This window comes from Chryseobacterium sp. 22458 (genome assembly GCF_052044975.1).
Lineage (GTDB): Bacteria > Bacteroidota > Bacteroidia > Flavobacteriales > Weeksellaceae > Chryseobacterium.
In genome coordinates, this window is the sequence record NZ_JBQEOA010000002.1 from 588,288 (window position 1) to 605,154 (window position 16,867).

Sequence of the window (16,867 nt, forward strand, 5' to 3'; positions counted from 1 at the left end):
ATTATCTTCCTGTTATACAGTGAGATAGTTTTTTAGTTCAATGAAATGTCTTCAGGAGAGTTGGCCCAAAGAAGGAATTCGCCACCAAGGTTCTGCATGATCGATTTCCAAAGCGTCTGATCATTTGGAAGCGTATAGTCAAGATTATAAACATCCACTACGGTCCACATCTTTCTCTGTACTTCAGCATCCAGCTGATTCGGAGACCATCCTGAATAGCCTGAGAATATTTTTATATTCTGAATATCAAGCTCATTGCTTAAAACAGCGTTGATAATACGCTCAATATCTTCTGTAAGATAGTATTCATCGGTGATCTCTGTATAGATTTCAGTGACTTTCTGTCCTTTTACGATAAAAAATACCTTGTCGTTTTCTACAGGTCCCCCATCGTACACTTCAATTTTAAAATCAAAAAAATCTTTGAATTTACTACTCATCTGGCTGTTCTTTTTATTCAATATCAAACCAAATGCACCGCTTTCATTGTGTTCAATAACCAATACTACAGATCTGGAAAAAATATCGCCGGAAATGTCAGGTGTCGAGATTAATATTTTACCTTTGTATGAGTGATTCATACTCAAATTTAATAAAAAATATCTATGGAAAACCTGCACGACAAAAGAAAAGTGTACGAGAAGTCCCAACTTATTGAAAGTGAGATAAAACAAAATCCAATTGAGCAGTTCAGAGACTGGTTTTTGGAGGCAAATGAAAGCTCAATGATCTCAGAAGCCAATGCTATGGCTGTTTCTACGGTGGAAGAAGATGGATGTCCGAGAACGAGGATGGTGCTTCTTAAGGCGTATACCCATGAAGGATTTATCTTTTATACCAATTACAACAGTCGAAAAGGAAAAGCTATAGAAAATAACCACAAAGCCTGCCTGCATTTTTTCTGGCCCAATCTGGAAAGACAGATCATCATCAAAGCTGATCTTGAGAAAGTGGCTGAAAATCTTAGCGACGGTTATTTTCATTCAAGACCAAAGGGAAGCCAGCTGGGAGCTGTAGTTTCACCACAAAGTCAGGAGATTCCCAACAGGGAGTTTCTTGAAGAAAAACTGAAAGAACTGGAAAAAGAATACGAAAATACTGAAGTTCCAAGACCATCCAACTGGGGCGGTTATCTGGCAAGGCCTTACGAAATTGAATTTTGGCAGGGAAGGCCCAACCGCCTTCATGACAGAATCATCTATACACTGGAAGATCTGGACTGGAAGATTTCGAGACTGGCACCATAAATGGGGAGAAAATAGAGATTAGAAACTAGAAGTTAGAGGTTAGTGATGGTGGTTTTAAATATGATGCAGTCACCCTCAAAACATGAATTTTGTCTATCAATAGGAGCGGGCTTTAGCCCGCTTATTTTTATTATGCATAATGATAGAGGCTTTAGCCAAAACTTAATAATTCTTATTGCTTAAAACCTTTCAACGGTTGAATTTCCCTTACCATTGATAATAAAAAAGGCTGCTTCCTTAGAAACAGCCTTTGAATTTTTGTAATCTGAATGATTATTTTTTCTTAGCACCAGAAACTGCATTTGATAGATCAGCTCCAGCTTTGAATTTAGCAACTTTTTTAGCAGCAATTTTAATTGGTTTTTTAGTTGCAGGGTTAATACCTTGTCTAGCCGCTCTCTCAGCTACTGAGAAAGTTCCGAAACCTACTAAAGAAACTTTTCCGTCTTTTTTCTTTAAAGTAGAAGTTACGTTACCAATGAAAGACTCTAAAGCAGCTTTTGCTGCAACTTTAGTGATACCTGCATCTTTTGCGATTGCGTCGATTAATTCAGACTTGTTCATAATTTTTAATATTAAAGTTAGTTCGTAATTATAGCAAATATAATACTATTTTCTAATTGTGCAATTTTTTTATTAAAACTTATACAATTTTTTTACTTTTCAGTGAAAATAGTTAAAATATGATAATTCGGTTTTTCACGAAAAATCTACGTTACGGGTTACTAAAATCATGCCAAATGCTTATGTTTATTGACTTTAGCAAAAACTTAATATTATTTCCTGTATTTATTAAATCCTAAATTGTATATAAAGTATTGATTTTTTTAACCATATGATTGTTAACTTTATAAGTAAAATTAATATTCCTTGTATTTTGTGAAATTAAACCCCTGTGTTTGTGGGAGTTTTTAAATGATATTAAAGGTCTGTTTTATTAATTTTTATTAATAAATTTGCATCATGTTAATAGAAGTTTTCAAGTCCAAGATCCACAGGGTGAGAGTTACAGCCTCTGATCTTAATTATATAGGAAGTATAACGATAGATGAAGATCTTATCGAAGCTGCCGGATTGGTAGTGGGAGAAAGGGTTTATATCGTGAATGTAAATAACGGAGAACGTTTTGATACCTATGTTATCAAAGGAAAAAGAAAATCTGGAGAAGTGTGTCTGAATGGCCCTGCTGCAAGAAAAGTGCAGAAAGATGATATCATTATCATTATTGCCTATGCACAGATGACGCCTGAAGAAGCAAAAGATTTCCAGCCGAAGATCGTTTTCCCGGATGAAAAAACAAACCTTCTTACCTAGTTCATGGAGAAAACATCAAAAAATCCATTAAAATCAATACTTACAATAGTAATATCGCTTGCTTTTGCAGGCTTTTTTTTATGGCTTGCCTTGCGTGGGCTTGATTTTAAGGTGATTCAACAGTCATTGGCTAAGGCCAATTATCTTTGGGTATTATTTGCATCTGTGTTTGGTCTTCTGGCTTACTGGTTCAGGGCTATCCGCTGGAATCTGATGCTGGAGCCGATGGGCCACAGGATTTCCAATTCCAATTCACTATGGTCCATATCATTTGGTTATCTGATGAATCTTACCATTCCCAGAAGTGGAGAAGTGGCGAGAGCTACTGCCTTATATGGAGTGGAAAAAGTACCTGTGGATAAATCTATTGGGACTATTATTCTGGAAAGAGTAGTGGATCTTATTTGTATGGCAGGTTTTTTAGTTCTGACAGGAATTTTTAAATTTAAGGCAATTCTTGCGTTCTATCATTTTGTAATGGATAAGAAGGATGAGAAAGAAGAGTTTGTCCCTAACCTTTTTGAGAAACAAATGATGAAATTGGGGATAAATGATTTTGATTCATTTTATTTATGTGTTAAAATTGGTCTTGTAATACTGGTCTTAATTGGGCTAGGCCTTCTTTATAAATATAAAAAAGAGAAGCTTATCAATTTCGGAAAAGGAATTCTGCAGGGATTAACTTCTATCTTTAAATTAAAAGAAAAAGGAAAATTCATCTTTTACACATTAGGAATCTGGATTTGCTATTACTTTGCAGCTTATCTTGTATGCTTTTCACTCCCTGAAACTTCAGGATTTACCTTTGCAGATGGTTTTTTCATTATTGTAGTCGGAACCTTGGGAATGATCATTCCTGCCAGTGGAGGAATCGGTGCTTATAATCTGGCAATGAAATTCGGTTTTATGGCGCTTTTTATTTCAATGGGGAAAAGTGCTGATCTTGGAGGTGAAATGGGGCTTATCTATTCCTTTATTTCTTTGCCGCTTCAGATTACAATCATGCTGGTAATGGGGCTTATTTCTATTCCTATGCTGGCCAATGCAAGAAATGCAGCCGTTTCGGATAAGGATTTTAAAGATTAATATTAAACGTCTTTATAATAATATAAGGTTCAATTTTTTAATTGGACCTTTTTTATTTAGCCTGGGTTCGGTATTTATTCTTATAATCTCCATGACTTCCTTTCTTCCGGCTCCCAGCTTCCAGCCTATCTAATCAAACTTCTTTAAATTCCTGATTTAAATCCACTTTGCTGATTATTTTCATAAATAAATTTGGTCAATTCGTAAATCACATCTATCTTAATGCAAAAATAATTCATAATATAAAATACTATGGCAATTAATCTACAGAAAGGACAGAAGATCGAGATAGGATTGACAAAAATGACGATAGGGCTTGGTTGGGATCCTAATGAAGGGACAGGCTACGATTTTGACCTTGATGCTTCTGCTATCATGATCGATTCTGACAGAAAATTAGTAAGCGAGGAATATTTTGTTTTTTATAATAACCTTCAATCTCCGGACGGAGCCCTTACACATACGGGAGATGATCCAAGCGGAAAAAATAGTGACGGGGATGATGACGAAGCGATCATTATTGATCTGGACAAAGTAGATTCAAGAGTTGAAGAAATTCTTTTTGTGGTAACTATTGAAGATTTTGAAAGAAGAAAACAGAACTTCGGGCAGGTAAGAAATTCATATATCAGGGTAGTAGACAACAGCACCCATCAGGAAATTGCCAAATATGAGCTGGATGAAGATTTCTCTATTGAGACAGGAGTGGAATTCGGAAGACTTTACAAGAGAAACGGAAGCTGGAAATTTGAAGCTTCAGGAATAGGCTACAGGGCAGATCTGGGCTTCTTCCTTGAAAAATATTATAAAGGACAGATTATCAAATAAAAAAACAAATACACAAAATAGCTATGGCAATTAATTTACAGAAAGGTCAGACCATCGATTTGAGAAAGAATGACCGTGGAGAAAGCGTTTATGATCTTTCAAAAGTAACGATAGGCTTAGGATGGGACGTAAGAAAACAGGGAGGTTTCTTTGGGAAACTGTTCAATAAAGAAGCTGAATACGACCTTGATGCAGTTGCTTTCCTTTTGGATGGCAACGGGAAAGTGGCTAATCTTGGAAAAACGGTACAGACCAATGACGGAAGACAGATAGGACTATATCAGGGAGATGTGGTTTTCTTCAATTCTATGCAGCATCCAAGCGGAAATGTATGGCTTACGGGAGATAACAGGACGGGAGCCGGTGATGGTGATGATGAGCAGATCATTGTGAAACTGGATCAACTGGATCAGAGCTACCAGAAAATTGTATTTCTGGTAACCATCTATCAGGGAAGAAGTAACAATCAGCATTTCGGAATGATTGAAAATGCATTCATCCGTGCAGTAGATGCTAAAGGAAAGGAGATTACCAGATACAGCCTTTCCGGAGATTCAAGTATGAACGGGATGTGTGCAATGGTTTTCGCAGAAGCATACCGTCATAATGGAGACTGGAAGTTCCGCGCAGTAGGTGAGCCGCATAATACCGATAATTTTATCGATATTCTGAGACAGCAGTACGCTTATTCCAACTAGATTTACATTTTTATTATACATCATATGAGCCGGCTTGGAAGTCTTCGACTTCCTCCGCCGGCTTCAGAATTAATATCGTTTTTATAATGGCCAGAAGATTATTAGCCTATTTTTTATTGGATACTTCAGGTTCTATGAATGGGGAACCCATCCAGGCACTGAACAACGGTTTCAACGGTTTGGTCAGTATGCTACGTACAGATCCGCAGGCAATGGACAGCCTTCATTTAAGTGTGATTACTTTTGACAGGGAGGTGAAAAATATTATTTCCCTGATTGATCTGGCAAGCTTCTATCCGATGGAAATCACCTGTCCGGACAGTGGTCCTACCCATACAGGAGCTGCCCTGGAAATGGTAGCTGAGCTTGTTCAGAAAGAGCTGGTAAAGGAATCTGCAGATTCAAAAGGAGACTGGCAGCCGTTACTGTTTATATTTACTGATGGAAAGCCTTCGGATATCCAGAAATACAGACAGATGATCCCTGTGATCAGAGGACTGGAATTTGGAGCTATTGTAGGCTGTGCTGCGGGTCCCAAAGCTGACGAACAGTTTCTCAAGGAACTGACGGATCATGTAGTGAAGCTGGATACTACTGATGCTATTACACTTTCTTCTTTTTTCAGGTGGGTAAGTTCTTCCATTACGCAGGGAGGGCATTCACAGAATACGGGTGAAAATGTTACACTTCCGCCGCCGCCATCGGAGCTTAATATTATTATTTAAAAAACTGTCTTTACCATGAGAAGACTGCCTATTTATTTTTTAGTGGATATTTCCGAATCTATGGTAGGGGATCCTATCGAGCAGGTACAGGAAGGTATCGCCAATATTATCAGGGAATTAAAAAAAGATCCGTATTCATTGGAAACGGTTTATATCTCTGTAGTTGGTTTTGCAGGAGAAGCAGAGGTGATCACACCGCTTCAGGATATTATCAGTTTCTACCCTCCTAAAATCCCGATAGGAAGCGGAACTTCATTGTCTCAGGGACTCATCAAGGTGATGGATTGCATAGACAGGGATATCGTGAAAACCACTTATGACAGAAAAGGAGACTGGAAGCCTATTGTTTTTCTTTTTACGGACGGAGTGCCTACTGATGATGCTACCAAAGCTATTGAACGGTGGAACAATAAGTATCACGGGAAATCAAATACCATTGCCGTATCGATAGGCGAAAACACCAATTATAAACTTCTTGGGTCTTTAGCAGACAACGTATTGTTATTCAATAATTCTGATGAGAACTCCTATAAAGAGTTTTTCAGGTGGGTGACAGATTCCATTAAAACAACCAGTCAGAGTGTTACAGAAGCAAAGAAAGAAGGCATTAACCTCTCTAAAATTGATTCTCTGATTCTGGAAAAAGTAGATCCTGAGATGGAGCAGCGGTTCCCGGATAATAATTTTGTAGTGCTGAACGGTAAGTGTTCAGAAACGGAGAAGTTATATCTGATGAAGTTTAAAAAAACATTCGCAGAGTCAAGCATACCCGGAATGTCTACCCGGTATTACAGGCTGGATGGCGCCTATAAAATTGATGAAAAGGCATATTACAGACTTTCTTCTTCCCAGAAGACAAATCTTAAAATTTCCATAGAAGAGCTGCAGGGAGGAACTTCATGCCCTCATTGTGCTAATCCTATTGCATTGGCAACGTGCTCCTGTGGCGGTATTCACTGTCTGGGAGGTGAAGGCTACAACAGATGCCCTTGGTGTGGTACATCAGATTATTACGGCTTTTCAAGTGGAGGATATGACATCAACAGAACCTTGGGATAAAAACCTTACCGATTGCTTATGAAAATACCTGGATTTTATTTCGGAGCTAAGAAAAATATGGAGAAATCTGTTGTTCATAAAGAAAAAGAAGACTTTAAAGAAATCCATTGGGTGTTAAAAAATGCACACTCCAATAAATTCTATGAGTTCAGTTTTGATATGGATGATTTTCCGAATATAAGGATTCAGAAAATCAGTAACCTTGAAGAAACAGGACTTCGTTTTGAAGACAACAAGATATCAGGAATCCCGACGGTCAATAATGTTTATCATCTAGGTATTGAATTCTACCATATCGGTGACGAAAAAACTGTTGAAATTAAAAATATAGACCTGTTTGTAAATGCAGATCCTAAAGATTTGTGGAAAAATATTCCCGGTGACCCCAATGATATTTTTTATAAACCGGATGACTTTTCATACAAAGGAAAATTCCTGGATAAAAAAATTGTCGTTACCTCTAAGAGGGGACGTTCTCATGCCCATGAAGGTAAATTCAGGGAAGATGATTTTGCCGTTAATGAACTTCCTGCAGACTGGTTTGTTGTCTCTGTTTCAGATGGAGCAGGTTCGGCCAAAGCTGCCAGAGAAGGTTCAAGAGTTGCAACAGCTTCGGTGAATGATTTTTTTAATTCCTCTGAAATTTTAACTGAACTTGAAAATAATATAAATATCATTTACACTCCGGAAAATTTAACAAAAGATAAAGATGAAGCCCGGAAAAATGTAATAAGATTTTTGTATGAAGGAGTTTTATTTGCGCATACAGCCCTCAATAAAACAGCGGCAGATCATAATCTTTCTATCATTGATCTGCATGCGACCCTTATTTTTGCTTTGGTTAAAAAGTTCAGTTTTGGATATATAATACTGAGCTTTGGAGTAGGAGACTGCCCGGTAAATCTGATCAGTGCAGATTTTTCCAAAGTACAGCTTTTGAACCGGATAGATGTTGGAGAGTTCAGCGGTGGTACACGCTTTATTACCATGAAGGAAATTTTTAACGATCAGATGGCTGCCCGTTTCGGCATTACCCATGTAGATGACTTCTCCTATCTTGTTTTGATGACAGACGGTATTTATGATCCTAAATTCAGCACAGAAAATAAGCTGGAAGACAGAGAAAGCTGGAAAACATTTTTTAATGATCTGGCAGGACACAATGACGATTCCGCCAAAGTAGACTTTATAAACGATACAGCTATTGATGTACAGCTTTCCACATGGGCCGACTTCTGGAGCAGGGGAAATCATGACGACCGTACATTAGCCATAATCTATTGATGCCAATGAAAAATACCGTTAAGGTTGTTTCCGTTCTGGATACAGCCAGATCCTATGAATATGTTGATGAAAGCCCGATTCAGGGTGGGGTGAAAGATGTCTACTTTTCTCCTGAAAGAGATTATGTAGTGGCGTTTTACCGCAATCCTTTAGATGATGGACAGAAAGAGCGCATCATGAGAATTGTTTCCACCTATCTGCAAAATATACAGAGCGGAAATGCATCAGATTATTTCCTGAATGAGATTTTCAGATGGCCTCATGATATTGTGGAGAAAGGAAAACTTACAGGAATTGTGGTTCCCGTTTACAACAAGAAATTCTTCTTTGCCAAAGGATATATCGGTTCAGATAATATCCAGGGGCAGGATAAGGTTGGGAAATGGTTTACAGCTCCTATGTTCCGGAATTCTCAGTACCCGTTGAGGTTAGATCAGTCTGAATTGGGTGACTGGCTGAGCTACTTTCAGATAGCGATCAATATCAGCAGGGGAGTCAAGAAGCTTCATCAGATGGGACTTGCCCATTCTGACCTTTCCTACAATAATATTCTGGTGGATCCGGTGACAAAATCTGCCTGTATCATTGATATTGATGGTCTTGTTGTTCCCAAATTATTCCAGCCGGAAGTCATAGGGACTGCGGATTTTATTGCCCCCGAGGTTTTAAAGACCCAGCATTTGAATATTCAGGATCCCGGGAGGCATTTACCCAGCCAAAAGACAGATCTTCATGCTCTTGCTGTGCTGATCTATATGTATCTGCTGAGAAGACATCCTCTCCGGGGCGGGAAAATCTGGGATCTGGATTCTGAAAAAGATGAAATCATTTCAATGGGTGAAAAAGCATTATTTATAGAGCATCCGAAAGACCCTTCCAATCAGGTGAAAGCAGATCAGCTGAGAAAATGGGATGTTTTCTGGGGAGATCCACAAAAGATTTCTTATTCGGTAACAGGGCCATACATTTCAGAATTATTCAGAAAGGCTTTTATAGACGGGCTGCATGATCCTATCAGACGTCCCACTGCTAATGAATGGGAAACCGCTTTGCTGAAAACCGTAGACCTCATCCAGCCTTGCCATAATTCGGAATGTACAGAAAAATGGTACGTCTTTGATAATACCAGCAAACCTAAGTGCCCTTTTTGCGGAACACCTCATCAGGGAACATTACCGGTCCTCGATCTGTATTTTAAATTTGATGATGAGGTATGGAAGCCTGAAAATCACAGGCTGATGGTCTATCATAATCAGTATTTATTCAAATGGCATGTTTCCAGAAAGGTCATACGAAATGAAAACCTGACGATGCAGGATAAAATGCCTGTAGGATATTTTACATTCCACCAGGGAAGATGGGTATTCGTAAACCAAGGGCTACAGGGAATGAAAGATATTACAGAACAGAAGGAAATTCCGCCGGGTTCAATGGTAGAGCTGACGGATGGTAAAAAAATATTGCTGTCTCCGGAAGAAGGTGGCAGGCTGATCTATGTGACGATGACCAATCAATAGTGAAAAAATGAGGATGGAAGATATATCTTCAATACAAAATAAAATATAAAATTCAATAGGAGCGGACTTTAGTCCGCTTTTCTATATTGATCACAAATCAATTGGCTTTAGCCGAAACTTATGATAATTACAGGTTTGCAGACAATCATCTGTGAAAATCTGTGGTGAAAATTTGCCCAATCTATTTTATCGGCGGGAAATTCCTTTCTCCTTGATCCCGAAACTGTGTTGTTAGCATAGATTATCAGTTCCATCCGTATTTTCAAAAGATGAAAATTCCATAAAATAAGAATGCTCATCCTCATCCACAATTGTAAAACCTAAGCTGGTATACAGATGTTGTGCCTTATTGGTTTTCAAAACACTTAAAGAAGCTGTTTTTCCTTGCTCAGACGCTTCATCCAGAATATCGGTCAGAATCATTTTCCCTAATCCTTTACCTTGTTGGTCAGGATCTATCTGAAGTTGCAGAATATCGATATTGGTATCGGTTCTGTCTACTTTCAGAAGGCCAATGGGATGGCCATCCAGAAAGATAATACTGGCCTTGTCAAACCGATAAAGAATCCTTTGAAGAGCTGTTTCCCGGTCTGTAGGAAGATTGGATTCTGCATAATGCGGAACCATTGTTTTTATCCTGAGGTCAAGAAGGTAATCAATGTCTTTTTCTGTAGCTTTTTGATAGGTAACGGGTGCTTTCATAGTTTTTTTGAATTCGAATTTCAGGCCATACTTTCCCTGGAAAAAATTAATAAGAATCTACAATGACAATTCTGGAATTTTTTTCAATATCAATCTTTAACTTCATTTCTAAAGCTTTATTGAGAAAATCATAAGCATAGCAAATTGTCTGTGAATATGGACCTTTATGATCAGTTGCAGACGTCTCTATAATAAATTGTAATTCCTCTTCAATGACCTCAAACAGGACAGGGTTGCTTTGATTTTCAGTTTTAATAGTATCAATAATTTGTTCTTCTTCTTCAGTCAGCTGATAATCATAACCATCAAGCTTATCTTCAAGAATCCTTTTCATAAGGAGAATTACATAATCATTGAAGCGAAGAAAATCTTCAGACAATAAATTGGTACCGCCATCTTTACTTTTTATTTCATCAAGAGGAAAATAGTGGGTATAGTTTGCATATTGAAACATATACGAATAACATACTGTACTTGTTGGAATTTCATAAAGCAAGGTAATCCCCGAATGATCATAAAGCTTTTCAAAATATTGATCACGTTCACTCAACGGAGCGTTGTAAAATTGTGGATATACTTCCTCATCAAAAAATAAAGTGAGAGCAAACAGTTCATCAGGCGTAATCATGTTGATATTATTTTTGACGGTTTCCAGAATTGTATCAAAGCTGATATTATAATGATAATCGCTGAATTCCTTATTTCGGTCTTCAATAAACTTTTTAAATGTTCCGGCATGATAAATTCTGTGCTGAAGATCCTCATAAAGATTAGCCGCTGCCTTTTCTTTATTGAACATATAAATTGAAGTATGTCTTCCCATGAATTAGTTTGAATGTATATTGGAAATTTCTTTACGTTCTACGGTTTTCTTAATCAAATGTAATATTTCTTTGCTGAAGATAAGTTTCATCAATATTTTCTCTTTCAATATGATCCGGATGCATTGTAATTTTTATCAACTCTTCATCACTGTAAAAGCCTGCTAAAAACAGTTCATTCCCTAATATTTTCATCCGGATGGTAAGAGCATTGATCATGATCTCTTCGTTCCGCAACGTTTGGATATTAAAAATAAACACCCTTTGATAATGCTTATCCTTGTACTTTATAATCAGATAATTTTCATAAAAGTATAAAAGACAGTCCCGGAAAGCTGGCTGCTCCAGAGTACTTACAGGAGGTTTCCAGGTAAGAATTCTTTTATCCCTGAGCCTGATCTGAACCTGCTCTTTTCCCGCTTCACTACATTGCCACCACGCAGTATCTCCATGGTTATTGTCCGTTGTTTGGTGAGGGAATACAGTGTTTTCCACAGACTCAGGATGGGTCCGGATCATTTTCTGTTCGCTCAGTTCCATATTCATAGGATCTTCCAATAGCTCTTCCTTGATCTGCTTAGGGATTTCAGCTTTCGCCATTATTTTAAGTTTACAGGGACGAATATATAGATTTAATTGGACTAAAAGCATATAAAGAAAGCTTAAATAAAAACCGGAAGTACTCAATAGTATTCTTCCGGTTTCATATCCTTTTATACCAGCTCAAAGAAGTTTCTTCTGCCAAGTTTTATTTTAATCCCTTTTAAAAGTTCAATTTCCTGGTCGGGGTCTGAGACTTTCACCGAATTGATCTGAACTCCTCCGCTTTGGATGAGTCTTCTGACAGCTGATTTGCTGAGGTCATTCTTCAGTTGATGGCAAAGTTCAAGAACAGTCATTGTATGCTGAGCATGATTCAGTGTACTGATTGAAACAGTTTCAAAACTTTTCTCATCAAAATTTTTATTTTGAAACTGATTATTGAAGAACAGTTCTGCACTTTCAGCCGATGCATCATCATGGTATTGGCGGATGATATTTTTGGCAATCAGTTTTTTGATGTTCATCGGATTTTCCCCATTCTCTATTTTAGATTTTAAACTGTTTTTCTCTTCAGCAGAAAAGTTTGTGGTAAGATCTATAAACTCCTCAATCAGAGCATCCGGAATAGACATTGTTTTACCAAACATTTCATTAGGCTCATCAGTAAGCCCGATGATGTTGTTCAAAGATTTGCTCATTTTTTCTTTTCCGTCAAGACCTTTCAATAAAGGCATACACATCACGATCTGGGCAGGCCGTTGATAGATTTCCTGCAGCTGCCTACCCATCGTACAGTTGAACAGCTGATCTGTACCTCCCATTTCAATATCGCATTCAATTTTTACAGAATCGAACCCCTGGAGAATAGGATATACCAGTTCATGCATGGCAATAGGTGTATTTTCTGTAAATCTTTTATTAAAATCATTACGGTGCATCAGTTGGGCCACGGTCACTTTTGAAAGCAGCTGAATGACTTCTGAAAAATCAAGCGCATCCAGCCAATCGGAATTGAATACAACTTCTGTTCTTTCAATATCAAGCACCCTGGAAAGCTGATTGATATAAGTCTGTGCATTATGATGTACTTCCTCTGCACTTAAAGGTTTTCTTGCTTTATTTTTTCCGGTAGGATCACCGATTCTTGCAGTAAAGCTTCCTACGACAATAATGATTGTATGGCCAAGGTCCTGAAATTGTTTCAGCTTTTTGAGAACCACGGCATGACCCAGATGAAGATCGGGAGCAGTAGGATCAAAACCTAGCTTGATGGATAATTTTCGGTTTTCTTTTTGGGCCTGTGCCAATTTTTCTTCCAGCCCGTTTTCCGGCAGGATGATAGCAACATTTTCTTGTAATGTATGGATCATGATGAATAATTTTAAAATGAAAAAGCCCGGACAGGTACTGTCCGGGCTCTATATAATGTTAGATGATTTTTAATGGATTACAGATATAGAAAGTCTTCCCGAACGATAGCCCGGAGTATAATATTCACTGAAGAATGGAAGACGCAATATGCTGTTGAGATGTTTCATTGATTGCAAATATAGCAGGTTTCACCCACAGTTCCAATATCTAAACCATTAAGATGAATGTAAAGGTTATAACAAGATTTGTTTTCAGAAAAAACTTAACCGTTTACGATCTTAATGGTTTAAAATAATGGTTCAAAACAATTTTACTTGTCATTTTTTTAGCTAATTCCATGCCAGAAATCATCAGGAAGGGCTTTTTATGTTTTTTATCATGTTTCCCTTCTCAGCAGATCAAACTTATGAAAGTGAATTGAAATCATTGTGATGTTTATAGCTTAAATTCAGGAACGGTTGTGACTTCAGGATAGATATTTCTGATCTGATTTTTCCAGAGCTCAACTTCTTCAAGAGATGCCTTATCAGCCCTGTCAAAAAAGAAATGCCTGATCACGTTCAATCCGGAATAGATAAAAATTCCATGATCAGAGGTAAGTGCTAGAGCTTTATCCATTCCCATCCTGTTGTATTCTTCATGGGACTTTCCATGGGTATTGATAATAACAGTGCTTTTCCCTTTCAGTAACCCTTTTTGTACCCCTTGATCATAACGGTAAGCAAAACCATAACTGAAAACCCGGTCAATATAACCTTTCATTATGGCAGGCAAGCCCGTCCACCAGATCGGATAAATGAAAGTAATCTGTTCTGCCCAGGAAATATGGTCCTGTTCCCTTTTAATATCCTCAGCTGCTTCTCCCGTAAACTGTCTCTGCATATCATCCAGAGAAAGCACAGGATCAAAACTGATCTTATACAGATCCCTGGTGATGATTTCATGATTCTGAGATTCAAGATGTTTAGTAACGGTGTTTAAAATACTGTGATTTAAACTTTCATCATTGGGATGTGCATAAATGATTAAATGTCTCATAGCTTTTGGTTGTTAAGATTAATGAGACAAATGTAGGACCGTGTATGATCCGGTAATTGTAAGAAAACGAAATGATTACTCTGATCTCGGATTGCAGATCTCCTGCTGGAATTTTATATATTGTGAAGGAGAAATATTTAAAAAATGTTTGAAATCATGGATGAGCTGGCTCTGATCATAGTAACCGCAATGATCAATTATAGTAAACCATTCGATTTTGCCCGGTTTTCCGGATTCCGTTTCAATGGTTTGTATAGCTTTTAAAAAACGGTTGTAGCGGGTAAGCTCTTTCAAAGAATACCCGAACTGCTCTTTCTGTTTACGCTGGATGTTTCTTTCTGTCTGCCGGGTTTGCTCTGCAATTACCTTTACAGGATTTAAAAGGTCACTTTCAAAACTGCTCAGAAGCTGGCTTGTGTTGTCCTGATGCTTAAGATAAGGGCGACAGAATTCTAAAATATAACTTACCTGCTCAATAGGGAGATTTATTTCTTTCAGTTGATACCAAAGGTTGGTAAAACAGTTTTCTGTCAAAAGGTCATCAGGATGCTTTACCCTATTTTCAACCGTTGCCTTTCCGAAAAAGCGAAAGAATGCATCATTTTTAAAATTGGCGACTACAATGGAAGTCCCTGCTGGAAGGGTATACTCAAAAGCCTGCCTTACCGGTCCGAAAACCATACATTGATCAACATTGATTATTGTATTATCTCTTGTAATCATAGATACACCTTCTCCAAAACAGAACAGTAAAATAGTCTGATAAGTGGGTAACAGGGTTTGAGTGACAGGTACACCGGAATTATTTTCAGCAAAATAAAAATGGGTGAAAATATTTTCAAATTCCTGAGGAACTGAAATTCTAAAATGATTGTATTCCGTTTGCAGTTCCATAGGTCAGAGCGTAAGGTTTTTTACCATTTTATAATTGGTGAGATCAACTCCTTTTACATTGACGGTCTGCTCTTTCAGCATCTGAAAGCCGGCTTTTTCAAAAAATGGTCTGGCGGTTTTGCTAACGTCTGCCGTAAGCTGCTTTTGACCATGCCTTAGCGCTTCTTCTTCCATTTTTGCATATAATAGAGAAGCAATCCCCTGATGCTGATACTCTTGATGTACAAACAGAAGGTCAATATAATTTCCCTGATCAAGAGTACTAAATCCCACGATCTGGTTTTCTGTTTCAGCAATCAGAACATATTGACCTTTGATGACATTCATCCATCTTTCTTCATTGTCTGCCCCTGCACTCCAGGCATTGCGCTGTGCCTGATTATAATCCTTTTTACAGATAACTTGTATTGTATCTGTAAAAAGCTTCTGCATGGCAGGCAGATCATTTAAAGTGCCCTTTCTGATGCTGATTGTGGAATTATTTAATGTATCGGTGCTCATAAAGTTTTTGCTGTTCTTTGTTGAGAAGAGGATAGAAGAGATTCATCTGGAGAAGTGTATAATGATTGATAGCCTGTTGCTGATCAAGTTTCAGGATGAGCCTGTTGTGAGTAAGCCAGTTATCGGCGAGGATGAAAATTTGCTCAGTAAGGCAGTCGACCACAAAAGAAGGAATATCCTTTTGAAAAACATCATTCTTCTGCAGACCTGAAAAGATCAGTTGAAACTCTTCTTTCCGGCTAAAATTAATGCCTTCATACTTCGACTCTATTTCAGGAATATTCTTCAAAATATCTACAAAGCTGATAAATATAAAACGGTAAGAATAAAAAATCTTACAGGTGGAACGTGTAAACTGGTACAAGTCTTCAAGCGTTTTACTTTCTGCTTTTTTCATGTGGTTCAGCAAATCATCCATCTTCAGGGTAAGATCTGCAAAAAGGATTTTGATGATGTCTTCCGAGTGTCTGAAATGATAATGCAGGTTTCCGGCACTGATGTTCAGCTCAGCCGCAATATGTCTTGTGGTAATGGTATTATATCCTTTTTCGTTAAAAAGTTCGAGGGCTTTGGACAGTATCTTTTCTTTCGTGCTCATTGCTCAAATATAAGAATAATAAGAATGGTGATAAATCATATTTGTAAAATTAGAACATTTGTTCTAATTTTGGTATATTTGTATCATTAAATTGTTTTACAATGGAAGGAAAGCAAAAGTTTGATTATGAATCAGCAGGTAAAAAAACTACTGAAAATAATACTGACATTCAGGATATTGCGGCCAAGGTATTGCAGATTGTTATCGGTTTTATAATGGCGGTGCTGCATATGTGATGAAAAAAAAGATTTCATCTTGGTTTTTATTGGGATTGGCAGCCTGGGCCGGTATTATGCTGCTGAGGCGCAACGGTATTTATATTCCTGTCATCAATGATCATTTTACTGATTTCATTACGGTTCCCATGTATTGTTACCTGATAGAATATATTATGAATGCTGTACTTGGATATCACTGGAAACCGGATCTGAAATTCGTATTGACTTCCACCTTGTACCTGGCCTTTTTATTTGAAATAATCTGCCCGAAACTATCCAAAGTATTTACAGGAGATCTTTTGGACGCCCTGGCTTATGGAGCAGGAGGGCTGTTGTATTATTTTTTCAGAATTAAAAGTAACCTGACAGATTTAAAAAATAAAAAGGCCGGCAGCTCCACATCGTAAGAAGAGTCTGCCGGCC

The 16,867-nt window shown here is 37.7% G+C and carries 21 protein-coding genes; 11 read left to right on the forward strand and 10 right to left on the reverse strand.

Annotated elements, in window-relative coordinates:
- Positions 1-32: 32 nt before the first annotated feature.
- Entirely contained in the window at positions 33-581 is a 549-nt protein-coding gene (locus tag ACTJJF_RS09935) for a YqgE/AlgH family protein (RefSeq protein WP_440699549.1), read from the reverse strand.
- Between the two features lie 24 nt (positions 582-605).
- Between ACTJJF_RS09935 and pdxH the strand changes: the two genes are divergently transcribed.
- Positions 606-1,247 carry a pyridoxamine 5'-phosphate oxidase gene (gene pdxH, locus ACTJJF_RS09940; RefSeq protein WP_312304471.1) on the forward strand — a complete coding sequence of 214 codons (642 nt, stop codon included), beginning with the start codon at positions 606-608 and terminating at the stop codon, positions 1,245-1,247.
- A gap of 273 nt (positions 1,248-1,520) precedes the next feature.
- On the opposite strand, the gene ACTJJF_RS09945 is transcribed toward pdxH, so the two are convergent.
- Positions 1,521-1,811 (reverse strand): HU family DNA-binding protein, encoded by a 291-nt coding sequence (locus tag ACTJJF_RS09945; protein ID WP_027379880.1) that lies wholly within the window; start codon positions 1,809-1,811, stop codon positions 1,521-1,523.
- Between the two features lie 399 nt (positions 1,812-2,210).
- Between ACTJJF_RS09945 and panD the strand changes: the two genes are divergently transcribed.
- The 8 genes from panD (at position 2,211) to ACTJJF_RS09985 (ending at position 9,758) form a co-directional block, all read left to right on the forward strand.
- Positions 2,211-2,561, forward strand: coding sequence for an aspartate 1-decarboxylase (gene panD, locus ACTJJF_RS09950; protein WP_002976902.1), 351 nt, complete (start codon positions 2,211-2,213; stop codon positions 2,559-2,561).
- A gap of 3 nt (positions 2,562-2,564) precedes the next feature.
- Entirely contained in the window at positions 2,565-3,647 is a 1,083-nt protein-coding gene (locus ACTJJF_RS09955) for a lysylphosphatidylglycerol synthase transmembrane domain-containing protein (protein ID WP_440699550.1), read from the forward strand.
- Positions 3,648-3,899: 252 nt separating this feature from the next.
- Positions 3,900-4,475 (forward strand): TerD family protein, encoded by a 576-nt coding sequence (locus ACTJJF_RS09960; RefSeq protein ID WP_440699551.1) that lies wholly within the window; start codon positions 3,900-3,902, stop codon positions 4,473-4,475.
- Between the two features lie 23 nt (positions 4,476-4,498).
- Positions 4,499-5,173 carry a TerD family protein gene (locus tag ACTJJF_RS09965; protein ID WP_241286576.1) on the forward strand — a complete coding sequence of 225 codons (675 nt, stop codon included), beginning with the start codon at positions 4,499-4,501 and terminating at the stop codon, positions 5,171-5,173.
- 86 nt (positions 5,174-5,259) lie between these two features.
- Positions 5,260-5,898 carry a vWA domain-containing protein gene (locus ACTJJF_RS09970; protein WP_440699552.1) on the forward strand — a complete coding sequence of 213 codons (639 nt, stop codon included), beginning with the start codon at positions 5,260-5,262 and terminating at the stop codon, positions 5,896-5,898.
- Between the two features lie 15 nt (positions 5,899-5,913).
- Positions 5,914-6,957 (forward strand): TerY-C metal binding domain-containing protein, encoded by a 1,044-nt coding sequence (locus ACTJJF_RS09975; protein WP_312304446.1) that lies wholly within the window; start codon positions 5,914-5,916, stop codon positions 6,955-6,957.
- An 18-nt stretch (positions 6,958-6,975) separates the two neighbouring features.
- Positions 6,976-8,241, forward strand: coding sequence for a PP2C family serine/threonine-protein phosphatase (locus ACTJJF_RS09980; RefSeq protein WP_440699553.1), 1,266 nt, complete (start codon positions 6,976-6,978; stop codon positions 8,239-8,241).
- 5 nt (positions 8,242-8,246) lie between these two features.
- Positions 8,247-9,758 carry a helix-hairpin-helix domain-containing protein gene (locus tag ACTJJF_RS09985; protein WP_440699554.1) on the forward strand — a complete coding sequence of 504 codons (1,512 nt, stop codon included), beginning with the start codon at positions 8,247-8,249 and terminating at the stop codon, positions 9,756-9,758.
- Between the two features lie 231 nt (positions 9,759-9,989).
- On the opposite strand, the gene ACTJJF_RS09990 is transcribed toward ACTJJF_RS09985, so the two are convergent.
- The 8 genes from ACTJJF_RS09990 to ACTJJF_RS10025 form a co-directional block, all read right to left on the reverse strand.
- Positions 9,990-10,460, reverse strand: coding sequence for a GNAT family N-acetyltransferase (locus ACTJJF_RS09990; protein WP_440699555.1), 471 nt, complete (start codon positions 10,458-10,460; stop codon positions 9,990-9,992).
- A gap of 46 nt (positions 10,461-10,506) precedes the next feature.
- Positions 10,507-11,283, reverse strand: a complete 777-nt coding sequence (locus ACTJJF_RS09995) for a hypothetical protein (protein ID WP_440699556.1) — start codon at positions 11,281-11,283, stop codon at positions 10,507-10,509.
- A gap of 49 nt (positions 11,284-11,332) precedes the next feature.
- Positions 11,333-11,881, reverse strand: coding sequence for a hypothetical protein (locus tag ACTJJF_RS10000; RefSeq protein ID WP_312304433.1), 549 nt, complete (start codon positions 11,879-11,881; stop codon positions 11,333-11,335).
- A 113-nt stretch (positions 11,882-11,994) separates the two neighbouring features.
- Positions 11,995-13,194: a tyrosine--tRNA ligase gene (gene tyrS / locus ACTJJF_RS10005; protein WP_440699557.1), complete on the reverse strand. Its 1,200-nt coding sequence runs from the start codon at positions 13,192-13,194 to the stop codon at positions 11,995-11,997.
- Between the two features lie 436 nt (positions 13,195-13,630).
- Positions 13,631-14,233, reverse strand: a complete 603-nt coding sequence (locus ACTJJF_RS10010) for an NAD(P)H-dependent oxidoreductase (protein WP_440699558.1) — start codon at positions 14,231-14,233, stop codon at positions 13,631-13,633.
- A 75-nt stretch (positions 14,234-14,308) separates the two neighbouring features.
- The gene (locus ACTJJF_RS10015) at positions 14,309-15,127 is read right to left on the reverse strand and encodes a helix-turn-helix domain-containing protein (RefSeq protein ID WP_440699559.1); all 819 of its coding nucleotides are present in this window, start codon (positions 15,125-15,127) and stop codon (positions 14,309-14,311) included.
- Between the two features lie 3 nt (positions 15,128-15,130).
- Positions 15,131-15,628 carry a GNAT family N-acetyltransferase gene (locus tag ACTJJF_RS10020; protein ID WP_440699560.1) on the reverse strand — a complete coding sequence of 166 codons (498 nt, stop codon included), beginning with the start codon at positions 15,626-15,628 and terminating at the stop codon, positions 15,131-15,133.
- Positions 15,606-16,226, reverse strand: coding sequence for a TetR/AcrR family transcriptional regulator (locus ACTJJF_RS10025; protein WP_440699561.1), 621 nt, complete (start codon positions 16,224-16,226; stop codon positions 15,606-15,608). The genes ACTJJF_RS10020 and ACTJJF_RS10025 overlap by 23 nt, the downstream gene beginning before the upstream one ends.
- A 101-nt stretch (positions 16,227-16,327) precedes the next feature.
- On the opposite strand from ACTJJF_RS10025, the gene ACTJJF_RS10030 reads away from it, so the two are divergent.
- A complete protein-coding gene (locus tag ACTJJF_RS10030; RefSeq protein ID WP_440699562.1) occupies positions 16,328-16,462 on the forward strand; it encodes a hypothetical protein in 135 nt (44 codons plus the stop codon).
- Positions 16,462-16,851: a hypothetical protein gene (locus tag ACTJJF_RS10035; protein ID WP_440699563.1), complete on the forward strand. Its 390-nt coding sequence runs from the start codon at positions 16,462-16,464 to the stop codon at positions 16,849-16,851. The genes ACTJJF_RS10030 and ACTJJF_RS10035 overlap by 1 nt, the downstream gene beginning before the upstream one ends.
- The last annotated feature ends 16 nt before the right edge of the window (positions 16,852-16,867 follow it).